At 74.2% G+C, this 21,118-nt stretch carries 16 protein-coding genes; 5 read left to right on the top strand and 11 right to left on the bottom strand.

What is annotated here, in order from left to right:
• Positions 1–2: 2 nt before the first annotated feature.
• The 5 genes from CK485_RS21320 to CK485_RS21300 form a co-directional block, all read right to left on the bottom strand.
• Complete coding sequence (locus CK485_RS21320) at positions 3–1,145, bottom strand: XdhC/CoxI family protein (protein ID WP_109453483.1); 1,143 nt, start codon at positions 1,143–1,145, stop codon at positions 3–5.
• A gap of 32 nt (positions 1,146–1,177) precedes the next feature.
• The gene (locus tag CK485_RS21315; RefSeq protein WP_109453482.1) at positions 1,178–2,629 is read right to left on the bottom strand and encodes an NCS2 family permease; all 1,452 of its coding nucleotides are present in this window, start codon (positions 2,627–2,629) and stop codon (positions 1,178–1,180) included.
• A 206-nt stretch (positions 2,630–2,835) separates the two neighbouring features.
• Positions 2,836–5,220: a xanthine dehydrogenase subunit D gene (gene pucD / locus CK485_RS21310; protein WP_109453481.1), complete on the bottom strand. Its 2,385-nt coding sequence runs from the start codon at positions 5,218–5,220 to the stop codon at positions 2,836–2,838.
• Position 5,221: 1 nt separating this feature from the next.
• On the bottom strand, positions 5,222–5,791 hold the full coding sequence (locus CK485_RS21305; protein WP_109453480.1) for a (2Fe-2S)-binding protein: 570 nt from the start codon (positions 5,789–5,791) through the stop codon (positions 5,222–5,224).
• Positions 5,782–6,669: an FAD binding domain-containing protein gene (locus tag CK485_RS21300; RefSeq protein ID WP_109453479.1), complete on the bottom strand. Its 888-nt coding sequence runs from the start codon at positions 6,667–6,669 to the stop codon at positions 5,782–5,784. Before CK485_RS21300 ends, CK485_RS21305 begins: the two co-directional genes overlap by 10 nt.
• 335 nt (positions 6,670–7,004) lie before the next feature.
• Between CK485_RS21300 and CK485_RS21295 the strand changes: the two genes are divergently transcribed.
• Both CK485_RS21295 and CK485_RS21290 read left to right on the top strand, forming a co-directional pair.
• Entirely contained in the window at positions 7,005–8,678 is a 1,674-nt protein-coding gene (locus tag CK485_RS21295) for a PucR family transcriptional regulator ligand-binding domain-containing protein (protein WP_109453478.1), read from the top strand.
• A gap of 322 nt (positions 8,679–9,000) precedes the next feature.
• A complete protein-coding gene (locus CK485_RS21290; RefSeq protein WP_109454308.1) occupies positions 9,001–9,699 on the top strand; it encodes a hypothetical protein in 699 nt (232 codons plus the stop codon).
• Between the two features lie 80 nt (positions 9,700–9,779).
• On the opposite strand, the gene CK485_RS21285 is transcribed toward CK485_RS21290, so the two are convergent.
• Positions 9,780–10,433 carry a GntR family transcriptional regulator gene (locus tag CK485_RS21285; protein WP_241968590.1) on the bottom strand — a complete coding sequence of 218 codons (654 nt, stop codon included), beginning with the start codon at positions 10,431–10,433 and terminating at the stop codon, positions 9,780–9,782.
• Between the two features lie 445 nt (positions 10,434–10,878).
• Between CK485_RS21285 and CK485_RS21280 the strand changes: the two genes are divergently transcribed.
• Positions 10,879–11,976, top strand: a complete 1,098-nt coding sequence (locus CK485_RS21280; protein WP_109453476.1) for a DUF2637 domain-containing protein — start codon at positions 10,879–10,881, stop codon at positions 11,974–11,976.
• A gap of 167 nt (positions 11,977–12,143) precedes the next feature.
• Here the strand turns inward: CK485_RS21280 and CK485_RS21275 are convergent, their stop codons facing one another.
• Positions 12,144–12,698 (bottom strand): ATP-binding protein, encoded by a 555-nt coding sequence (locus tag CK485_RS21275; RefSeq protein ID WP_109453475.1) that lies wholly within the window; start codon positions 12,696–12,698, stop codon positions 12,144–12,146.
• Between the two features lie 219 nt (positions 12,699–12,917).
• Between CK485_RS21275 and CK485_RS21270 the strand changes: the two genes are divergently transcribed.
• Positions 12,918–16,070, top strand: coding sequence for a glycoside hydrolase family 38 C-terminal domain-containing protein (locus CK485_RS21270; protein ID WP_109453474.1), 3,153 nt, complete (start codon positions 12,918–12,920; stop codon positions 16,068–16,070).
• Here the strand turns inward: CK485_RS21270 and CK485_RS21265 are convergent.
• Entirely contained in the window at positions 16,028–17,476 is a 1,449-nt protein-coding gene (locus tag CK485_RS21265; RefSeq protein ID WP_109453473.1) for a protein phosphatase 2C domain-containing protein, read from the bottom strand. The genes CK485_RS21270 and CK485_RS21265 overlap by 43 nt on opposite strands.
• A gap of 99 nt (positions 17,477–17,575) precedes the next feature.
• On the opposite strand from CK485_RS21265, the gene CK485_RS21260 reads away from it, so the two are divergent.
• Complete coding sequence (locus tag CK485_RS21260; RefSeq protein WP_109453472.1) at positions 17,576–18,058, top strand: DUF456 domain-containing protein; 483 nt, start codon at positions 17,576–17,578, stop codon at positions 18,056–18,058.
• A gap of 19 nt (positions 18,059–18,077) precedes the next feature.
• Here the strand turns inward: CK485_RS21260 and CK485_RS21255 are convergent, their stop codons facing one another.
• The 3 genes from CK485_RS21255 to CK485_RS21245 form a co-directional block, all read right to left on the bottom strand.
• Complete coding sequence (locus CK485_RS21255) at positions 18,078–18,761, bottom strand: hypothetical protein (RefSeq protein WP_241968514.1); 684 nt, start codon at positions 18,759–18,761, stop codon at positions 18,078–18,080.
• On the bottom strand, positions 18,758–20,209 hold the full coding sequence (locus CK485_RS21250; protein WP_109454306.1) for an ATP-binding protein: 1,452 nt from the start codon (positions 20,207–20,209) through the stop codon (positions 18,758–18,760). The genes CK485_RS21255 and CK485_RS21250 overlap by 4 nt, the downstream gene beginning before the upstream one ends.
• Positions 20,210–20,316: 107 nt before the next feature.
• A complete protein-coding gene (locus CK485_RS21245) occupies positions 20,317–21,021 on the bottom strand; it encodes a response regulator transcription factor (RefSeq protein ID WP_109453471.1) in 705 nt (234 codons plus the stop codon).
• Positions 21,022–21,118 lie beyond the last annotated feature (97 nt).

Here is a 21,118-nt window from a genome sequence, read left to right as displayed (position 1 = left end):
CCTCACGCCGCCGATCCCACCCGGGTGCGCCCGCGTGCGGTGTCGTGGTGGATGGGGGTGTGCGCGCCGGTGAGCGGGGCACCGGAGCCGCCGCGCCGGTGGGCGACGATCTCGGCGGCGATGGACAGCGCGGTCTCCTCCGGGGTGCGGGCGCCCAGGTCCAGGCCGATCGGGGAGCGCAGGCGGTTCAACTCCAGCTCGGTCAGGCCGGCTTCGCGCAGCCGCTCCAGGCGGTCCAGGTGGGTGCGGCGCGATCCCATGGCGCCGACGTAGGCCACCGGCAGCCGCAGCGCCCGCTCCAGCAGCGGGATGTCGAACTTGGCGTCGTGGGTGAGCACGCACAGCACGGTGCGCGCGTCCAGGGTCTGGGAGTCGAGGTAGCGGTGCGGCCAGTCGACCACCACCTCGTCGGCCTGCGGGAAGCGGGCCGCCGTGGCGAACACCGGGCGGGCGTCGCACACGGTGACGCGGTAGCCCAGGAACGTGCCGATGCGGACCACCGCCGCCGCGAAGTCGATGGCCCCGAAGACGAGCATGCGCGGCGCCGGGACGCGGCACTCGACCAGCAGCGTCAGCGGCTCACCGCAGCGGCTGCCGTCCGCGCCGACCTCGACGGTGCCGGTGCGCCCCGCGTCCAGCATGGCGGCGGCCTCGGCCCCCACGGTGGCGTCCAGCTCCGCGTCGCCGAAGCCTCCTCGGCCGCCGTTGTCCCCGGACGGGACGACGAGCGCGGAACCCAGCAGGCCGCCCGGGCCCTTGACGACCCGGGCGACCGCGACCGGCTCCCCCTCCCCCGCCGCCTCCAGCGCGGCACCGAACTCCGGCATGGTCGCCGGGTCCACCCGCTGGACGAAGATGTCGATGACGCCACCGCAGGTCAGGCCGACCGCGAAGGCGTCCTCGTCGGAGTACCCGAAGGTCTCGAGCACCGGGGTGCCGGTCTCCAGGGCCTCCCGGCACAGTTCGTAGACCGCGCCCTCCACACATCCGCCGGACACGCTGCCGATCGCACGGCCCTCGGCATCGACGGCGAGCGCGGCGCCGGGCTGGCGGGGCGCGCTGCCGCCGGTCGCCACCACGGTCGCGACGGCGAACGGCCGCCCTGCCGTGTACCAGCGGCGCAACTCGTCAGCGATGTCCAGCATGATGTGCCACTCCTTGAAGGGAGCCGCCGGGGTCAGTGGACCCCGAGCCAGCTCTGGATCGGGTTGAGGGCGAAGTACACGACGAAGACGACGGACAGGATCCACATCAGGACGCTGGGCTCGCGCCACTTGCCCTGGGCGCCCTTGATGGCGCAGTAGGAGATGACGCCCGCGCCGACGCCGGGGGTGATGCCGTAGGTGAAGGGCATCAGGGCGACGGTCAGGAAGACCGGGATCGACACCGAGCGGTCGGTCCAGTCGATGTGCCGGACGTTGGTCATCATCATCGAGCCGATGACCACCAGCGCGGCGGCGGCGGCCTGTCCCGGCACGATCGAGGCGACGGGGGTGAAGAACAGCGCCGCGGCGAACAGCAGGCCGGTGACCACGCTGGACAGGCCGGTGCGGGCGCCCTCGCCGACGCCGGTCGCGGACTCGATGAAGACGGTCTGTCCCGAGCCGCCGACCGCGCCGCCGATCATGCCGCCGGCGCCGTCGATGAACAGCGCCTTGCTCAGGCCCGGCATGCGGCCCTGGGAGTCGGCGAGTCCCGCTTCGGTGCCGACGCCGATGATGGTGGCCATCGCGTCGAAGAACCCGGCCAGCACGAGGGTGAAGACGATCACTCCGACCGTCATCCCGCCGATCTTGCCCCAGCCGCCGAACTCGACGTGGCCGAAGAGCGAGAAGTCGGGCATGGAGACCGGGTTGTGCGGCAGGGCCGGGACGTTGAGGCCCCAGTCCTTGGCCTGGGTGGCGCCGACGGCCTGGAGGATCGCGGCGAGCACGGTGCCGGAGACGATGCCGATGAGGATGGCGCCGGGCACCTTGCGGGCCTGGAGCATGAAGATGGTCAGCAGCGTCACGCAGAACACCAGCACCGGCCAGCCGGTCAGGTGCCCGCCGACGCCGAGCGCCACCGGGTCTCCCTTGCCGATGAAGCCCGCGTTGACCAGGCCGATGAGCGAGATGAACATGCCGATGCCGACGGTGATGCCGTGCTTGAGCGGCAGCGGTATCGCGTTCATCACCGCCTCACGCAGTCCGGAGACCACCAGCAGGACGATGACGGCGCCGTAGATGACGCACATCCCCATCGCCTGCGGCCAGGTCATCTCCGGGGCCACCTGGGTGGAGACCACTCCGGCGACGCTCAGTCCCGCGGCGAGCGCGAGCGGGACCTTGCCGACGAACCCCATCAGCAACGTGGTGACGGCGCCGCCCAGCGCGGTCGCCGTGATGAGCGCGGCGTGCGGCAGGCGGTGGCCGTTGACGTCCGGAACGGAGAGCAGTACGGGGTTGAGCAGCAGGATGTACGCCATCGCCATGAAGGTCGTCAGACCGCCGCGGACCTCGCGGGCGACCGTCGAGCTTCTGTCGGAGATGTGGAAGTAACGGTCGAGCCAGGAGCGGCCCGCGGGCTGGCGTGTGCCGTCTCCCGCGTCCTCCGCGACCGCCGGCGGCTCGATTTGCGACTGGGTCATGGGTGCAACTCCCAAGGTTCACAGGGGCACCCGCGCACGGCGGCACGGGATTTGGGATGCGCACGACCCGGGGGACGGCCCGAGGCGAACGAGTACTGCTCGGCCAGAAGGTGGGGGAGGCCGTACCGGGCGGCGGGGCGGAAAGGGACGAGATCCGCGACCGCCGCCCGGAGCTGCTGGGCGGCACCGTGGGCGGTGCCGTCGGGTCAGACGCCGGTGATGTGCTCGGGGCGCACCGGCACCCGCTTGAGGGCCAGCCCGGTCGCCGCGCGGATGGCGGAGACCACGGCCGGGGTGGAGGACAGCGTCGGCGCCTCACCGATGCCGCGCAGCCCGTACGGGGCGTGGTCGTCGGCCAGTTCGAGCACGTCGACCGGGATGGTCGGGGTGTCGAGGATGGTCGGGATGAGGTAGTCGGTGAAGGAGGGATTGCGCACCTTGGAGTTGGGGTCCACGATGATCTCCTCCATCACCGCCAGGCCCAGTCCCTGCGTGGTGCCGCCCTGGATCTGGCCGACCACCGACAGCGGGTTGAGCGCCTTGCCGACGTCCTGGGCGCAGGCGAGTTCGACCACCTTCACCAGGCCGAGTTCGGTGTCCACCTCCACGACCGCGCGGTGCGCGGCGAAGGAGTACTGGACGTGGCCGAAGCCCTGCCCGGTCACGATGTCGAACGCCTCGGTGGGACGGTGCCGGAACTCCAGCTCCAGGTCGATCACGTCGTCGCCGAGCACGTCGGCGAGGTCGGCGAGCACCTCGCCGCCGTCGGTGACCACCTTGCCGCCCTCCAGCAGCAGTTCGGCGGTGGCCCACGCGGGGTGGAAGGTGCCGAACTTGCGCCGGCCCAGCTGGAGCGCCTTGTCGCGCACGGCCTCGCAGGTGTTCTTCACCGCGCCGCCGGTCATGTACGTCTGGCGGGAGGCGGAAGTCGATCCGGCGGAGCCGACCTGGGTGTCGGCGGGATGGATGGTGACCTGCTGGACGCCCAGTTCGGTACGGGCGATCTGCGCGTGGACGGTGACGCCGCCCTGGCCGACCTCGGCCATCGCGGTGTGCACGGTGGCCACCGGCTCGCCCGCGACGACCTCCAGGCGCACCCGGGCGGTGGAGTAGTCGTCGAAGCCCTCGGAGAACCCGACGTTCTTGATGCCGACCGCGTAGCCCACGCCGCGCACCACGCCTTCGCCGTGCGTGGTGTTGGACAGCCCGCCGGGCAGGGCGCGCACGTCGGCGGTCTGGCCCGCGCTCTCCCACTGGTTCTCGGGCGGCAGCGGCAACGCCTTGACGCGGCGCAGCAGTTCTGCGACGGGCGCCGGGGAGTCCACGACCTGCCCGGTCGGCATGATCGTGCCCTGCGTCATCGCGTTCAGCTGCCGGAACTCGACCGGGTCCATGCCGAGTTCGGCGGCGACCTTGTCCATCTGCGCCTCGTAGGCGAAGCACGCCTGGACCGCGCCGAAGCCGCGCATCGCGCCGCAGGGCGGGTTGTTGGTGTAGAGGGCGACGGCCTCGATCTCCACGTCGTCGATGACGTACGGGCCCACGCTGAGCGAGGAGGCGTTGCCGACGACGGCCGGGGAGGCGGAGGCGTAGGCGCCGCCGTCCAGCACGATGCGGCACTTCATGTGGGTGAGCTTGCCGTCGCGGGTGGCGCCGTGCTCGTACCACAGCTTCGCCGGGTGCCGGTGGACGTGGCCGAAGAAGGACTCGAAGCGGTTGTAGACGATCTTGACCGGCTTGCCGGTGCGCAGCGCCAGCAGGCAGGCGTGGATCTGCATCGACAGGTCCTCGCGTCCGCCGAACGCGCCGCCGACGCCGGAGAGCGTCATGCGTACCTTCTCCTCCGGCAGCCCGAGGACCGGCGCGATCTGCCGCAGGTCGGAGTGGAGCCACTGGGTGGCGACGTACAGATCGACGCCGCCGTCCTCGCCGGGCACCGCCAGGCCCGACTCGGGGCCCAGGAACGCCTGGTCCTGCATGCCGACCTCGTACTCGCCGGTGACGATCACGTCGGCGCGCCGGGCGGCGGCGTTCGCGTCACCGCGGATGATCGGCTGGCGGTGGACGATGTTGGGGTGCGGCACCTCGTGCGCGTGGTGGTCGTCGCGGCCGGGGTGCAGCACGGGCGCGTCGTCGGCGAGCGCGCTGGCCTCGTCGTGGACGACGGGCAGCTCCTCGTACTCCACCTTGATCTTGGCGGCGGCGCGGCGGGCGGTCTCCGGGTGGTCGGCGGCGACCAGCGCGACCGGCTCGCCGTGGTGGCGTACGACGCCGTCGGCGAGCACCGGGGTGTCGGTGTACTCCAGGCCGTACTTCTTGTGCTCGGTCGGCAGGTCGTCGTGGGTGAGCACGGCGTAGACCCCGGCCTGGGCGAGGGCGTCGGAGGTGTCGATGGACAGGATGCGGGCGTGGGCGTGCGGGCTGCGCAGGGTGAAGCCCCACAGCATGTCCTCGTGCCACATGTCGGAGGAGTAGGCGAACTCCCCCGTCACCTTCAGCGTGCCGTCCGGGCGCAGGGTGGAGGCGCCGATGCCGGCGTCCGCCGTGGCGCCCTGGGTCAGGTTGGTCGGGGTGCGGGTCGTTCCTGCCATCTCAGACCACCTCGTCCTGGCGGGCGGCGGCCAGGCGGACCGCGTCGAGGATCTTCTCGTAGCCCGTGCAGCGGCACAGGTTGCCCGACAGCGCCTCGCGGATGTCCGCGTCGGTCGGGGAGGAGTTGCGCTCCAGCAGTTCGTCGGCGGCGACCAGCAGGCCGGGGGTGCAAAAGCCGCACTGCACGGCTCCGGCGTCGATGAACGCCTGCTGGATCGGGGCGAGTTGACCGCGCTCGGCGGCCTGCGCACCCTGCGGCTTGGCCTGCCAGCCCTTGGCCTGGTCGAGCGTGGTGCCGTCGGTGGCGCGGCCCTCGCGCTCGCGGGCGGCGTCGGCCAGGCCCTCGACGGTGACGACCTCGCGGCCCTGCACCTGGCCGGCGGCGACCAGGCAGGAGCAGACCGGCACGCCGTCGAGGCGCACCGTGCAGGAGCCGCACTCGCCCTGCTCACAGGCGTTCTTGGAGCCGGGCAGGCCCATCCGCTCGCGCAGGACGTACAGCAGGCTCTCGCCCTCCCACACGTCGTCGGCTTCCTGCTCGCGGCCGTTGACCGTGAACGTCACGCGCATCGTGCGCTCCTCTCGTTGCCGCGGTACTCGTCCCAGGTCCAGCCCAGCGTGCGCCGGGCCATGACGCCCAGCGCGTGACGGCGGTACGAGGCGGAGCCGCGCACGTCGTCGATGGGGTTGGCGGCGCCGGAGACCAGCTCCGCGAACTGCCGTGCCACGGCGGGCGGGATGATCTTGCCGTTCTCCCAGAAGCCGCCCTCCTCCAGCGCGGCGGCGAGGAACTCCTCGGCGGCCTTGGCGCGGATCGGGGTGGGCGCGGCGGACCCGATGCCGGTGCGCACCGTGCGGGTCGACGGGTGCAGGGCGATGCCGAAGGCGCACACCGCGATGACCATGGCGTTGCGGGTGCCGACCTTGGAGAACTGCTGGGGGCCGTCGGCCTTGGGCAGGTGGATCGCGCGGATCAGCTCGTCGGGGGCGAGGGCGTTGCGCTTGACGCCGACGTAGAACTCGTCGATGGGGATCATGCGGGTGCCGCGCACCGAGGCCACCTCGACCTCGCAGCCGGAGGCGAGCAGCGCGGGGTGGGCGTCACCGGCCGGGGAGGCGCAGCCCAGGTTGCCGCCGACGCCGCCGCGGTTGCGGATCTGCGGGGAGGCGACGGTGTGGCTCGCGGTGGCCAGGCCCGGCAGCACGGACCGCAGGTTCTCGATGATGCGGGTGTAGGAGACCGACGCGCCGAGCCGTACGGTGTCCTCGCCCACCTCCCAGTCGTGCAGCTCGCCGATGCGGTTCAGGTCCAGCAGCACGTCGGGCCGGCGGTGGTCGAAGTTGATCTCGACCATCACGTCGGTGCCGCCCGCGATCGGCACAGCGGTGGGGTGCTCGGCCTTGGCGGCGAGCGCCTCCTCCCAGCTGGCGGGGCGCAGGAAGTCCATGGGGGATCTCTTCTCGATCTCGTGTGGTGCGTCGGTTGCGCTGAGGGGTGCTGAGGGGTGCTGACGGACGGGGAGTTCATGTCCTGTTCACGTGGTGTGAGCCCAGTACACGGCCGCGTGGCCGGTTCGGTGCAGTCACCGAAACCATGAAGCGCTTGGGCGGTCGGCGGACGCACCTTGTAGATTCCTCTGAAAGACCTGGTTCCGGATGGTCGCGGCGTTCACCCGGGCAGGCCGGAATCCGGCCACGCGGGGGCAGCGGTACGGCGGGCCCAACGGCATGACAACACGACTTCACGACGACACGACCGAGACACGGCGACAAGGCGGGACCGATGCGGCTGCGCACACTGCTGGACACCGAGGCGATGGGCCTGCGGCTGCTCGGCGGGCAGGACGAGCTGGACCGTACGGTCCGCGGCGTGATGACCACGGACCTGCGCGATCCCAGCCGCTACCTGTCCGGGGGCGAGCTGGTGCTGACCGGGCTGGCCTGGCGGCGCGGTCCCGAGGACTCCGAGCCGTTCGTGCGGCGCCTGGCGGCGGCCGGGGTGGCGGCGCTGGCGGCCGGTGAGGCGGAGGTCGGCGGGGTGCCGCGGGACCTGGTGGAGGCCTGCCGGCGGCACCGGCTGCCGCTGTTCGCGGTGGACGAGGACGTGGCGTTCGCGACCATCACCGAGTACGTGGTGCGGCAGGTGTCCACCGAGCGGGCGGGCGATCTGGCGGCGGTGGTCGACCGGCACCGCAGGCTGATGTCGTCCGGGCCCTCGGGCGGCGGCCCCGACGCGGTGCTCGACCTGCTCGTCACCGATCTGGACCTGCGCGCCTGGGTGCTGTCGTCCACCGGACGACGGATCGCGGGCTCTGCGGCCGAGCTGCCCGCGCCGGTACGGGCCGAGCTGGCCGGTGAGCACCTGGCCTCGGCCCGCACCGGCCGCCCCGGCCCGCACCGGCTGACCGTCGGCGGGCGGACCTTCTCGCTCTTCGCGATCCGCCCCGGCGGCCCGGGGCACGCCGGGGGCCCGGGCGCCTCGCCGCTGTCGGACTGGCTGCTGGCGGTCGAGGCCGACGCGGGCGAGTGGTCTGCCCAACGCCTCGACCTGCTGGGCGGCGTCACCCAGCTGATCGCCACCGAGCGCGACCGCCAGGACGCCGCGGGCGCGGTACGCCGCCGTCTCGCGCACGAGGTGCTGGAGCTGGTGCAGACCGGGGCGCCGCCCGCCGAGGTGGCCGCCCGGCTGCGGGTGGCGGCGCCGGTGCTGCTGCCGGGATCGGGCACCGCGCCGCACTGGCAGGTCGTGGTGGCCAGGGTCGACTGGGACGACGAGCGGCCTTCCGGGGGCCCGGAGGCGCAGACGCTGCTGGAGGAGATCCTGGTGGACCCGGCGGGCCCGGGCGGCGACCCGCTGGAGCGCGTCGCGGTGGCGCACGACGACGAGGAGGCGATGGCGCTGCTGCCGTTGCCGGTCGTGCCCGGCGCCCAGGAGGGCGACGACGCGTCGGCCGGGCCGCGCGCTCTGCGCGCCGACGAACTGCTGCGCGCCGTGGGCGGCCCGCTGGCCCGCGGGCTGGACGGCGACGGGCGGCTGACCATCGGGGTGAGCGCGTCCGTGCATTCCGCCGAAGGGCTGCGCGGCGCGCTGGAGGAGGCCCGGCACGCCCGCCGGGTCGCCGCCGCCCGGCCGGGCCGGGTCTGCGTCGCGGGCCACGAGGAGCTGGCCTCCCACGTGCTGCTGCTGCCGTTCGTCCCGGACGACGTACGGCGGGCGTTCACCGCGCGGCTGCTGGACCCGCTGCGCGCCTACGACCGCCGCCACCGCGCGGAGCTGATCCCGACGCTGGAGGCGTTCTTGGACTGCGACGGGTCATGGACCCGCTGCGCGACCCGGCTGCACCTGCACGTCAACACGTTGCGCTACCGCATCGGCCGCATCGAGCAGCTCACCGGCCGGGATCTGTCCCGGCTGGAGGACAAGGTGGACTTCTTCCTCGCGCTGCGCATGAGCTGACCCGCGGCAGCGGGGCCGCCACCGGTGACCGGACGGGCCCCCGGCGCGGCTCCGGCGGGATGCGGCGGGACCGGCGGAGCGTGTGGCGCCGTGATCGCCGTGATCCGCCGGGATCCGGCCGTTTGTGAATCCGTTCACCCACTTTCCGGCAGACCCCTTGGCCCCGCCCGCCCCGGCGTGCTGGACTGCGCGCAGCGCTTTCCGGTTCGTACGGCCAGATGCTCGACGACTCGACGGGGAGGCAACGGTGGCGGACGCCTGGGCGGCGCGGGAAGGCGCGGCCGACGACGCCTGGGCGGGGGCGCCGCAGGATCCGCCCGCCGTGTGGCGGCTGCGCTCCCGCGGCTGCTGGGCGGAGGCCGCCGCCGCGCTGACCGGTTCCGGCCCGCACGCGGCGCTGCGCCGGGCGGCACTGCTGATCGAGGGCTGCCTGTTCACCGCGGACGGCTGGGAACGGGCCGAGGACGCGCTGCGGATCGCGGAGGCGAGCGCCCGCACCGACGAGGAACGCGGGCGGGCCGCCTGCGAGCGCGGGCACCTGGCGTACGCCTCGACCGTGCTGCACGTCCACGACCGCGTCGACGAGGCGCGCTCGGCGCTGGGGCGGGCCGCCGCACTGCTGCGACCCGGCGCGCCGGACCGCGCGCTGCTGGACTTCCGGCGCGGGCTGATCACCGAGAACCTCTCCGACGACCCGGCGCGCGCCAGGCCCGCCTACCGCCGTGCCCACGCGGGCGCGACCGCCCACGGCGACCTGCTGCTGTGCTCGTTCACCTGGCGCCATCTGGCCGGTCTCGCGCTGCGTGACGGCGAGGTGGCCGAGGCACGGCACGGGTTCGCCGAGTCGTTGCGCATCCGCGAGGAGCTGGGCTACCTGATCGGCACGCCGCCCGCGCTGGTCTCGCTGGCCGAGGTCGAGCCGGAGCCGGAGGCGGCGCGGCTGCGGGCGGAGGCGACCCGGCTGTTCCGGCTGCTGGGCGGGCAACCGGTGTGGCTGGCGGACCTGCTGGGCGAGGCGTGACCGCTGTCCGGGCGAGGCCGGGCGGGCCGCGCTCACAGGCCGGGGCCGGGCCCCGCTCAGGTGTCTCAGGCCCAGGCGTCTCAGGCCCAGGCGGAGCCGGAGAAGTGCTCCCGGATCAGTGACTCGACGGTCGGCAGATCACCACGGATGAGCGCGTCGAGCAGCACCTCGTGCTCGGTGGCGTCCGCCAGCAGCCCGGCCGGGTGCGGGGGCCCGCCGTCCGCCGCCGGCCACTGCGCCCGCCGGTGCAGCTCCTCCGCGACCGTCACCAGCTGGGCGTTGCCGGACAGGCCCAGCAGGGCGCGGTGGAAGGCGCGGTCGGCCTCGGCGTAGGAGGCCCGGTCGCCGTCGGCCGCGGCCCGTACCGACGCCTGGGCGAGCGGCCGCAGCGCCTCCCAGCGGTCGGCGCGGACCGTGCGGGCCAGCTCCAGCACCACCGGCACCTCGATCAGCGCCCGCACCTGGGCCAGCTGCGCGAGGTCGCGGCCGGTGCGCTCGGCCACCCGGAAGCCGCGGTTGTGCACCACCTCCACGGCGCCCTCCCGCACCAGCTGCTGCATGGCCTCGCGGACCGGGGTCGCCGAGACGTCGAAGCGCTCGGCCAGGACCGGGGCGGAGTAGACGGCGCCGGGCCGCATCTCGCCGGTGACCAGGGCGCTGCGCAGGGCGCCGAGCACCTGGTCGCGCAGCGAGTGCCGGCGGGGGGCGGCCCCGGGGCCCGCCTGGCCCGGCACCCTCGGGCGCGCTTCTGCCCCGGGTCGGCGCGGGTCGTGCTCCACCGGTCGCTCCTCGTTCCGTTGTCCGTTGTCGGTTGTCCGTGCCGTGTCGGCTCGTCCCTCGTTCGGGCGAATGCACCCTATTTCACCATCCGGCGACGGTGATCGAACACCAACGATCACAAAAGTGCCACTTCGAACAGCGAGGGGGTGCCGGAGTGACATCTCAGGCCATCGGGCGCCGTCCCGTGACAACGGTCCGGACGACCGGAACTCACCTGATAAGGTGCGCCGGATTGGATCAACTCCCCTGGTGGCGAGCGGGAGTTCGATACTTCGGCACGCACCTTCCGGTAAACACCCGCTCATTGGCGTTCACTTGTCCCGAAACCACCCCAAGAACGCGGGTCATTCGTCAGGATGGCGCGCAGCGCGAAGACAGATGACTTAAGGGACCGACCAGATGAGAATTACGGACATATCGCTGGACTGGACGCTGTCGTGCGTCGTCGGCCTCGCGGTCCTGGCGGCGGCCGCGTTGGTGGTGGTGCGCGGCCGCAAGGCCAAGGCCGCCCAGGAGGCCGCGCTGGACTCCTGGGAGCGCGGTGAGGAACGGCGGCGCAAGAAGGAGGCCATGTACGGCAGCGCCTCCTATGTGCTGCTGTTCTGCTGCGCCGCGGTGGCCGCCGCGCTGTCCTTCCACGGTCTGGTCGGCTTCGGTCAGCAGAACCTCGACCTGTCCGGCGGCTGGGAGTACCTGGTGCCGTTCGGGCTGGACGGCGCGGCGATGTTCTGCTCCGTGCTCGCGGTGCGGGAGGCCAGTCACGGTGACGCGGCGCTCGGCTCGCGCCTGCTGGTGTGGACCTTCGCGGCGGCGTCGGCGTGGTTCAACTGGGTGCACGCACCGCGCGGTTTCGGCCACGCGGGAGCGCCGGAGTTCTTCGCGGGCATGTCGCTGTCGGCGGCGGTGCTCTTCGACCGCGCGCTGAAGCAGACCCGCCGGGCGGCACTGCGCGAACAGGGCCTGGTGCCGCGGCCGTTGCCGCAGATCCGGATGGTCCGCTGGCTGCGCGCGCCGCGCGAGACGTACAAGGCGTGGTCGCTGATGCTGCTGGAGAACGTGCGCACCCTCGACGAGGCGGTCGAGGAGGTCCGCGAGGACCAGCGGGAGCGCGAGGAGAACCGGCTGCGCCGCCGCGACCACGACCGCCTGGAACGCGCCCGGCTCAAGGCCATAGCCCGTCAGCACCAGCGCGGATGGGTCCGGCCGCGCGGCGGGCGCCAGGTGGAGCTGCCCGCGGCGAGCACCCCGGCCGCCCCGGCCGACGTCGCGGAGCCTGCCATAGGGGACCCGGCCGAGCTTCCGGTGCGCCGCCGCCCCGCGCTCCAGCCGGTCTCCGGTGACGGCGCGCCCGGGCCGAGCGCGACCGCCGCGTCCGCCGCGTCCGCCGCGTCCGGCAAAGGAGTGGTCGACCTGACCGCCGAGGACGACACCCAGGCGCTGCCACGGCTGGACTCGCTGGAGGCCAAACTGAAGGACCTGGAGCGGCAGTTCGGCTGACGCCCCGAGCGCCGCGCCGAGCTGCCGCGCCCAGCCAGCGCCCCGCACCGTGGCCCTCGCGACGGCGCCCCGCGTCACCGCTCCGGGACCTGAGCCCCGCCCCCTTCCGGCACGCCGGACGGACGGCGGGGCTCACGGGTGGGCGGGGCCGGGGCGGACGGCCCGCGTCAGCTCGCCTTCTGCGTCAGCTCGAACCACACCACCTTGCCGGCCTCCTGCGCCCGCACCCCCCACCGGTCCGCGAGCGCCTGCACCAGCAGCAGGCCCCGGCCGTGTGCCGCGTGGTCGGTCGCCCGGCGCACCTTGGGCCGCCTGGCCACGTAGTCCCGCACCTCCACCCGCAGCCGCTGGCAGCCGCCCTCGGTCAGCCGGGCGGTCAGCTCCGCGCCGCGGTCGGTGTGCACCAGCGCGTTGGTGACGACCTCGCTGGCCAGAAGCTCCGCGGTGTCGATCAGGTCCGGCACCTTCCACTGGCTGAGCCGGTCGCGTAACAACCGTCGCACCTCCGCCACCGCCGGCAGGTCCGCGTGCCGCAACTCGTGCCGCAACTCGCGCTCCGGTCCGGCTCCGGTCCGCGCCGCCGCGTCGTTCGGCGCCTCCCCCTTGCGGCTCGTCGTCCCGGCCCGCGGCGCCGTCTTGTTCCGTACGGTCCCGTCCTGGGCTACCCGGCGGGACGGCGGTCCACCGTCCCGCGCGAGCACGTCGCCCGGGCCCCGATCCATCGGCTCCGTATCCGCCCCCGCCACTCGGTCCCCCTTCGAACAGTGTCGCGGGATTCATGCCCATCCCCTCACGGTCCACTCCCCCCGATCGCTGGATTCCGGACAGCAGCGGACGAAGAGCGGACAACGGACAAGCGGGACGAGGGGGTGCGCCGAGGGGCGGACCGGGGAAGGGTGTGGAAGGAGCGCGCTGTCCCTTCGTCCCGAGGAGGTCCGCCGATGCACGACGACCGCGCGCTGGTCGAAGGGCGTCTGGAGCGGGCGCTCGACCAGTTCGTCAGGCCCGCCGTCCACCCGGAGTGGACCGGCCTGGCGGTGAGCGCCTGGCACGCCCCGGGCGAGCCGGTCCCGGTGGCCGAGGCGCTGCGGGCGCGCTACGAGCCGTTCGCGCCGGGCACGGCGTGGGGCTCGCCGTGGTCGACCAGCTGGTTCCGGATCGAGGGCGAGGTTCCGCGGGAGTGGGCGGGCCGGCGGGTGGAGGTGCTGATCGACCCGGGGTTCGCCGGTGACGGGCCGGGCTTCCAGGCGGAGGGGCTGGTGTACGACGCGGACGGCGTGCCGGTCAAGGGCGTGCACCCGCTCAACCGGCACGTCCCCGTCGCGGCCCCCGCGCGCGGCGGCGAGCCGGTGCGGCTGCTGCTGGAGGCGGCGGCCAACCCGGCCGTGCTGCGCGACGGCTTCCGGCCGACCCGGCTGGGCGACGTGCTGACGGCGGGCGACGAGCCGCTGTACCGCTTCGGGTACGCGCGGCTGGCGGTGCGGTCCGACGAGGTGTGGCACCTGGTGCTCGACGTCGAGGTGCTCTCGGAGCTGATGCGCGAGCTGTCGCCGGACGACCCGCGACGCCACGAGATCCTGCGGGCGCTCGAGTTCGCCCTCGACGCCCTCGACCTGCACGACGTGCCCGGCACCGCGGCCGACGCGCGGGCGGAGCTGGCCGGGGTGCTGTCGCGGCCCGCGCACGCCAGCGCGCACCGGCTGAGCGCGGTGGGCCACGCGCACATCGACTCGGCCTGGCTGTGGCCGCTGCGCGAGACGGTCCGCAAGGCCTCCCGCACCTTCGCCAACGTCACCCAACTGGCCACGGAGTACCCGGAGTTGGTCTTCGCGTGCTCCCAGGCGCAGCAGTACGCGTGGGTCAAGGAGCACCAGCCGCACATCTGGCGCCGGATCAAGGAGGCGGTGGCGAGCGGCAACTGGGCGCCGGTGGGATCGATGTGGGTGGAGTCGGACGCCAACATGCCGGGCGGCGAGGCGCTGGTGCGGCAGATCACTCATGGCAAGCGGTTCTTCCGCGAGGAGTTCGGCGTGGAGACCGAGGAGATCTGGCTGCCGGACTCCTTCGGCTACACCGCCGCGTTCCCGCAGCTGGCGAAGCTCGCCGGCATCCGCTGGTTCCTCACCCAGAAGCTGTCGTGGAACCAGTCCAACCGCATGCCGCACCACACCTTCTGGTGGGAGGGCATCGACGGCTCCCGCGTCTTCACCCACTTCCCGCCGGTCGACACCTACAACAGCGGCATCCGCGGCAGTGAACTGGCTCGCGCGGTACGGCAGTTCGCGGAGAAGGGGCTCGCCACCCGCTCACTGGTGCCGTTCGGCCACGGCGACGGGGGCGGCGGGCCGACGCGCGAGATGCTGGAGAAGGCCCGGCGCACCCGGTCGCTGGAGGGCTCGCCCCGGGTGGAGGTCGAGTCGCCGTCCGCCTTCTTCACCGCCGCGGAGCGGGAGTACGGGCAGCGGGCGCCGGTGTGGTCCGGTGAGATGTACCTGGAGCTGCACCGCGCCACCTACACCACGCAGGCCGCCACCAAGCGCGGCAACCGCCGCAGTGAACACCTTCTGCGCGAGGCGGAGTTGTGGGCCACGACGGCCGCGCTGGCCGACTCCGGTTACTCCTACCCGTACGACGACCTGGACCGGCTGTGGAAGACGGTGCTGCTGCACCAGTTCCACGACATCCTGCCGGGCTCCTCCATCGCGTGGGTGCACAGGGAGGCGCGGGAGACGTACGAGCGGGTGCGCCGGGAGCTGGAGTCGCTGGTCGCGGACGCGGTCCGGGTGATCGCCCCCGCCGGAGCGCCGGTGGTCTTCAACGCCTCGCCCTATGCCCGCTCCGAGCCGGTGACGTTGCCGGACGGACGCACGGCGTGGGCCGCGGTCCCCGCGCTGGGCGCGGCGGTCGCCGGGGAGGCGCCGGGCGACGCGTGGGTCCGCGCGACGACGGCCGCGGACGGCGGTCACGTGCTGGAGAACGCCGCGCTGCGGGTGGTGGTGGACCGCGACGGGCTGCTGTCCTCGGTGCGCGACAAGGCCGCGGAGCGCGAGGCGCTGGCCCCGGGAACGCGCGGCAACCTGTTGCAACTGCACCCCGACCACCCCAACAAGTGGGACGCCTGGGACATCGACCGCCACTACCGGCGCCGCGGGACCGACCTGACGGACGCCGAGTCGGTGGAGCTGACCGAGGACGGGCCGCTGCGCGCGGTGGTCCGGGTGGTGCGCCTTGTCGGCGACGGCTCGCGCGTCACCCAGGACATCGTGCTGCGCGCGGGGGCGCGGCGCGTGGACATCGACACCGTCGTCGACTGGCACGAGTCGGAGAAGGTCCTCAAGGCCGCCTTCCCGCTGGACGTGCAGGCCGAACAGGCCGCCTCCGAGATCCAGTTCGGGCACGTCCAGCGCCCCACGCACGCCAACACCGGCTGGGACGCGGCCCGGTTCGAGACCTGCGCGCACCGCTGGGTGCGGGTGGCCGAGCCGGACTACGGGATCGCGCTGCTCAACGACTCCACCTACGGCCACGACGTGACCCGCGCGCCGCACGCGGAAGGGGTGGGGACGACGGTGCGGCTGACGCTGTTGCGGGCGCCGCACAGCCCCGACCCGGAGACCGACCAGGGCGTCCACCGCTTCGGATACGCGCTGCTGCCCGGCGCGGACACCGGTGACGCGGTGGCCGAGGGGCTCGCGGTCAACCTGCCGTTGCGGGTGAGCGGGGACAGCCCGTCCACGCTGCCGCGCGCACCGGGCATCGGCGGCGTCGAAGGGCTGATCGGGGTGGACGACCCGGCCGTCACCGTCGAGGCGGTCAAGCAGGCCGACGACCGCTCGGGCGATGTCGTCGTACGGCTCTACGAGTCGCGCGGCACCCGCGTCACCGCCACCTTGACCACCCGCTTCCCCGTGCCCCGCGCCGACGTGACCGACCTGCTGGAACGGCCGCTGCGGGCGGCGGAACGCGCCGGGGTGCCCGCGGACGGCCAGGGCGCGGCGTTCGCGCTGCGGCTGCGGCCGTTCCAGATCCTCACGCTGCGGCTGGCGGTGGCTCACTCCTCCCAGACGCCGACCAGCGTACGGTCGTCCGCGTAGCCCTTGACCCGGGTCTGCGCGTCGGCGAGGAACTCGGCCAAGGCCGGCGGCGGTTGGGGCGGGCCCCAGCGCTCGGCGAGCCGGGCCGCGAGGGCCGGGACCTCCCGCATCGGTTCGGCGAACCCCGCCCCGCACAGCAGCAGTACGTCGTCGGGCCGGGCGGCCGAGGCCCGGAAGCGGAACGCCCCCGGATCCGCACCGGAGTCGGGGTCGAGGTCCTGCCACACCCCGTCACGCAGCCGGAACAGCCCGCCCGCGCCCACGCCGAAGAACACCCGGGTGTCGCACTCGGGGTCCGCGGGCAGCAGCAGGCAGCGCAGCGACGCGGCGAACTCCGGCCCGCCCTCGCCCCGTTCGCCCTCGGGCTCACCCCGGTCGCCGACCGGCACGGCACGGAGCTTGCCGTAGGCACGGTCCGCGAGGCGCTGTAGTCCCGACCTGAGCGCGGTGCGGCGGGCGGCGCGCACGTCCTCGGCGAGCCGGGCGTGGCTGCGGCCGACCGCCGCGCCGATGGCCTGGCACGCCTCACGCGCCGCACGGTGCCCGTCCTCCCCGGCGGCCCTGGTGCCGCAGGCGACCGCGACGAACAGCAGCGCGTCCGCCCCGCCGCCGAACCGCGCCGTCAGCAGCGTGTCGGAGCGCGCCCGGCCCCGGTAGCGCGCCGAGTCGCCGCGCACCGAGACCGCGCGCAGCGTCAACGCGCCGTAGCGGGCGCCGTCCAGCACGGTGTCGGGTTCGAGCGCTTCGAGCCGGTCCGGGTCGGCCTGCGGCCAGGCGGTGGGCTCCGGCTCGTAGGTCGGCGGGCGGTCGCCCACGTGCACGAGCTGCGGCGGCGCAGCGGCGGGCCCGAGCCCGGAGGCGTCGTCGTCCTGGGCGCGGTCGTCGTGGGGGCCGTCGTCCGGGGTGCCCGGCGTGCGCTGCGGCGTGGGCTCGGGGACGGCCGCCTCGGGCTTCGGCGCCTCGGGCTCGCGCGGCTCGGGCAGGAGCGGTCTGCGCAGCCGGAGGGTGTCGGGCGACGACTCGTCGGACGGCAGCTCACGCTGCGGCCGGGCCTCGCCCTGCGGCTGCGTCTCGGGCAACAGCCGGTCGTCGCGCGGCAGTTGGGGCGGCACCGCCGACTGCGGGGGGCCGCCGGAGGCGGTGAGCGCGGAGGCGAAGTGGGCGTCCAGCGAGTCGCGCAGCGGGTCGCCGAGCGCGTCGCCGACGGCGTCGGCCACATCCTCGACGGCGCTCGCGTCGGCGCCCGGCGCACCGCCCGGCGGCCCGCCGGACACGCCGTCGAACGCCTCACCGGCCTCCGCCTCGTCCGGCATGCGTTCCAGCAGCTCGTCGCCTTCGCCGTCGTCGTAGAGCTCACGCCACCACGCGTCCTCCGCCTGGCGACGGGACTCCCCCATGGGACTCATGTCCCTATTGTCCACCGGGAGGCACCCGGAGAGGCGGTAGTTGACGGATCCCGCGCGGGATCACCGCGATTCGCCCACCCCTTGGTGCAGGCTGTGCGCATGGGGACCGCACAGCTGTGCCTTGTCGGGTTGGCGATGCTCGCCGGGCTGCTCGCGGTCCTGGCACCGGGGCTGCCGGGCCCGCTGGTGTGCTGGGCGGCGACGCTGTGGTGGGCCGGGGCCGTGCACACCGCGCTCGCCTGGTACGTGCTGTTCGGCTCCGGCGTCGTGCTGGCGGCCGGGCAGGCGGGGAAGTGGCTGGCGCCGGGGCGGCGCGCCAGGGAGGCCGGCATCACCCGGCAGACCCTGGCGCTGGCCGGGGTGTGCGCGATCGCCGCGTTCTTCGCCGTCCCTGTCCTCGGCGCGGTCCCCGCGTTCGTCGGCGCGATCTACGCGCAGGAACGCGTGCGGCTCGGCAGCCACGGCGCCGCGCGGGTCTCGACGCGGCGGGCGATGCGCGCGGTGGGTCTGTCCGTGCTGGCCGAGCTGTTCAGCTGCCTGCTGGTCGCGGGCGCCTGGCTGGGCGCGGTCCTGGCGACCTGAGGACGTACCGGGCGGGCGGTCACCGAGCGCGCTCGGCCGAGGCGCTGGGTGACGGGGCCGTGGGCGCAGCCTCGGTGGGGGCGGGCGGCTGCGGGGCGGTGGTGGCCGGGGTGGTGCAGCGGACCGGGTTGAGCGTCGCGCCCCCGCCGGCCACGGTCACGTCCACCTTCGCCGACGGGCCGTCGCCGACCGCCTCGGCCGCGCCGGCGGCCGTGCAGACCAGCTGGCTGACCGCCCCGGAGGTGAGCAGCTTGGCGTTGGAGGCCAGCTCGACGCGGACCCAGCCGGGTGCGAAGACCACCTTGGCGCCGCCGGCCGAGGGACCGATCTCGGTGGTCAGGCCGCGGGCCACCTCGGCGCCGTTGGGCCCGGCGAGCAGCAGGTCGATCGCCTGCTGCGGGTCGACGACCCCGGCGGCGGGGCGCGAGGCGGGACGCAACCCGACCGCGGAGAGGAAGAACAGCCTGACCACGGCCTCCTTCGGCTTGCCCGGCGGCTGGATCCCGCCGGCGGGCTCGCCCGCCTCGATGACGCCCGTCGGCGCGATGCCGCAGCCGGTGAGCGCGCCGAGGAGGGCGACCGGCCCGAGGAGGACGGCGGTCAGCCGCCTCGCGGTCGGCCGCTTCGCCGTCGGCCGCCTCTCGGTCGGCCGCTTCGACGTCGGCCGGGGGAACGCGGCGGTCGGCCGCTTCGCCGGGTTCATGACTGCTCCAGGGGTCGCAACGGCATGTCGGCCGTGAAGACGGCGCCGCCGCCGGGCGCGTTGGCGGCCCGCAGTTCGCCGCCGTGCAGCCGGACGTTCTCGGCGGCGATGGCGAGGCCGAGGCCGCTGCCCTCGGAGCGGGCGCGGGCCGCGTCGGCCTTGTAGAAACGCTCGAAGATGTGCGGCAGCACCTCGGGGGCGATCCCAGGGCCGCGGTCGGCGACCTCGATGACCAGGCGGCCGGTGCCGTCCTCGTCGCGGGGCGTGGTGCGCAGGGTGACGCGCACCGGCGCGCCGCCGTGCCGCAGCGCGTTGCCGACCAGGTTGGCGACGACCACGTCGATCCTGCGCGGGTCGAGCGACACCCGTGTGTCCTCGGGCAGTTCGGTCTCGACCTGCTCCAGCCAGCCGCGCGCCTGGAGGGACTTGCGCACGGTCTCCGCCGCGTCGACCTCGTCCAGGTGCAGCGCGGCGGCCCCGGCGTCGAACCGGGAGACCTCCATCAGGTCCTCCACCATCCGCACCAGCTTGCCGGTCTCCTCGCTGACCAGCCGCACGGCGGCGGCGGTGTCCGGGTCGAGGGTGTCGGCGTCCTCGTCGAGCACGTCGGTGACGGCGGTCATCGCGGCCAGCGGCGTACGCAGTTCGTGCGAGACGTCGGAGGCGAAGCGCCGGGCGGTGGCCTCCAGACGGCGCAGCTCGATGACGTTCTCCTCCAGGGTGGCGGCCATGTGGTTGAACGAGCGCGACAGCTCGGCGAGTTCGTCGCCGCCGCGCACGCCGAGCCGGGTGTCGAGCCGTCCCGCCGCCAGGTCGCCCGCGGCCTTGCGCAGCTTGCGCACCGGGCGCAGCACGCCCTGCGCGGCCAGCAGCGCGGGCACCAGGGACAGCGCGAGGGCGGGCAGCGCGCCGCGTTCCGCGGCCTGGACCAGTGCGTCGATGTTGGTCTTCTCCGCGGTCAGCGGCAGCTCGGCGTAGACCGCGAGGCCCGACTGCTCGCGCCCGCCGCCCGCGTAGGTGACCGGCATGCCGATCGCCAGCCACGGGCGGCCCGCGACGTCGACGCGCTGGAAGACCGGCACGCCGCGTTCGCGCACCGCGTCGCGCAGGCCGGAGGTGATGGCGTCGGGCGCGGTGTCCGCCACGTCCGGGGCGGTGGTCTCGTCGCCGTAGGTGGCGTACGCGGTCCAGCCCTGGGCCTGTCCGCCGCCGTTGATCTGGTGGACGAAGTTCTCCAGCGCCGCCTGGCTGGGCGGGAAGGTCAGATCGGGGGCGAGTGAGTCGACCTGGGCGCGCAGCGCGTTGACGGCGGTGTCCTGGCTGCGCTGGAGGATCGCGCGTCTCGCCTCGCGGAAGGTGAGCGCGGCGGTGGTGAGCGAGCTGACCGCGGCGACCAGCAGGAAGGCGACGACCAGCCGGGCGCGCAGCCCGCGCAGGCTGCCGCGCAGCGCCCGCCACGCGCGGCGGCCACGGCTGGGGCGGGAGGGGGCGGCGGCCCGGGCGACGGGGGCCGGGGCAACGGCGGGCGGAGCGGCGGCGACCGGGGTGGAGCTGGTCACAGCGGGCCGAAGCGGTAGCCGAAGCCCCGCAGCGTCTGGACGTACTTCGGGGCGCGCGGGTTGTCCTCGACCTTGGCCCGCAACCGCATCACGCAGGCGTCCACCAGCCGGGAGTCACCGTGGTAGCTGTGCTCCCAGACGCGCTCCAGCAGCTGCTGGCGGCTGAAGACCTGGCCGGGCGAGGCGGACAGGTACAGCAGCAGTTTCATCTCGGACGGCGGAAGCGCGAGGTCCTGCCCGTTCTTGGTGACGATGAGCCCGGCGCGGTCGATGGCCAGCTCGCCGTAGGTCTCCACGGTGTTCGGGGTGAGCACCCCGGCCGAATCCCCGGCCTCCGCGGGCGCGGTGCGGCGCAGCACGGCGCGGATGCGGGCCTCCAGCACCTCGCCGCGCGCGGGCTTGACGATGTAGTCGTCGGCACCGGCCTCCAGGCCCAGCACGATGTCGATGTCGTCGCCGCGCGCGGTGAGCATGATGATCGGCAGCTGGCGGGTGTCGCGGATGCGGCGGCATATCTCGAAGCCCGAGGCGCCGGGGAGCATCAGGTCGAGCAGCACCAGTTCGGGCCGGAAGACGTCCAGCACCTTCAGCCCGTCCTCGCCGGTCGCCACCGCCTCCACCTCGTGACCACGCCTGCGCAGGGCGAGGCTCACCCCGTGGCGTACGGCGGGGTCGTCCTCGATCAGCAGCACTCGCGACATGCGGCCCAGTATTGAGGCTGAATATGAGGAAACAGCAACAAGCGCATCCAAGGCCAAGGCTTCCGGCGTCTCCCCGACCGTGCCCGCGTCCTTCGAG

Origin of the sequence: Streptomyces sp. ICBB 8177 (assembly GCF_003144095.1) — a bacterium.
Taxonomy (GTDB): domain Bacteria; phylum Actinomycetota; class Actinomycetes; order Streptomycetales; family Streptomycetaceae; genus Streptantibioticus_D.
The sequence above is the reverse complement of the archived record's forward strand: the minus strand, read 5'-3'. Positions and strand labels throughout refer to the sequence as shown.

Bases quoted from the DNA above. Each gene is read 5' to 3' on its own strand.
- CK485_RS21320 (WP_109453483.1), bottom strand. From the start codon at position 1,145: ATGCTGGACATCGCTGACGAGTTGCGCCGCTGGTACACGGCAGGGCGG.
- CK485_RS21315 (WP_109453482.1), bottom strand. From the start codon at position 2,629: ATGACCCAGTCGCAAATCGAGCCGCCGGCGGTCGCGGAGGACGCGGGA.
- pucD (WP_109453481.1), bottom strand. From the start codon at position 5,220: ATGGCAGGAACGACCCGCACCCCGACCAACCTGACCCAGGGCGCCACG.
- CK485_RS21305 (WP_109453480.1), bottom strand. From the start codon at position 5,791: ATGCGCGTGACGTTCACGGTCAACGGCCGCGAGCAGGAAGCCGACGAC.
- CK485_RS21300 (WP_109453479.1), bottom strand. From the start codon at position 6,669: ATGGACTTCCTGCGCCCCGCCAGCTGGGAGGAGGCGCTCGCCGCCAAG.
- CK485_RS21295 (WP_109453478.1), top strand. From the start codon at position 7,005: ATGCGGCTGCGCACACTGCTGGACACCGAGGCGATGGGCCTGCGGCTG.
- CK485_RS21280 (WP_109453476.1), top strand. From the start codon at position 10,879: ATGAGAATTACGGACATATCGCTGGACTGGACGCTGTCGTGCGTCGTC.
- CK485_RS21275 (WP_109453475.1), bottom strand. From the start codon at position 12,698: ATGGATCGGGGCCCGGGCGACGTGCTCGCGCGGGACGGTGGACCGCCG.
- CK485_RS21270 (WP_109453474.1), top strand. From the start codon at position 12,918: ATGCACGACGACCGCGCGCTGGTCGAAGGGCGTCTGGAGCGGGCGCTC.
- CK485_RS21265 (WP_109453473.1), bottom strand. From the start codon at position 17,476: ATGAGTCCCATGGGGGAGTCCCGTCGCCAGGCGGAGGACGCGTGGTGG.
- CK485_RS21260 (WP_109453472.1), top strand. From the start codon at position 17,576: ATGGGGACCGCACAGCTGTGCCTTGTCGGGTTGGCGATGCTCGCCGGG.
- CK485_RS21255 (WP_241968514.1), bottom strand. From the start codon at position 18,761: ATGAACCCGGCGAAGCGGCCGACCGCCGCGTTCCCCCGGCCGACGTCG.
- CK485_RS21245 (WP_109453471.1), bottom strand. From the start codon at position 21,021: ATGTCGCGAGTGCTGCTGATCGAGGACGACCCCGCCGTACGCCACGGG.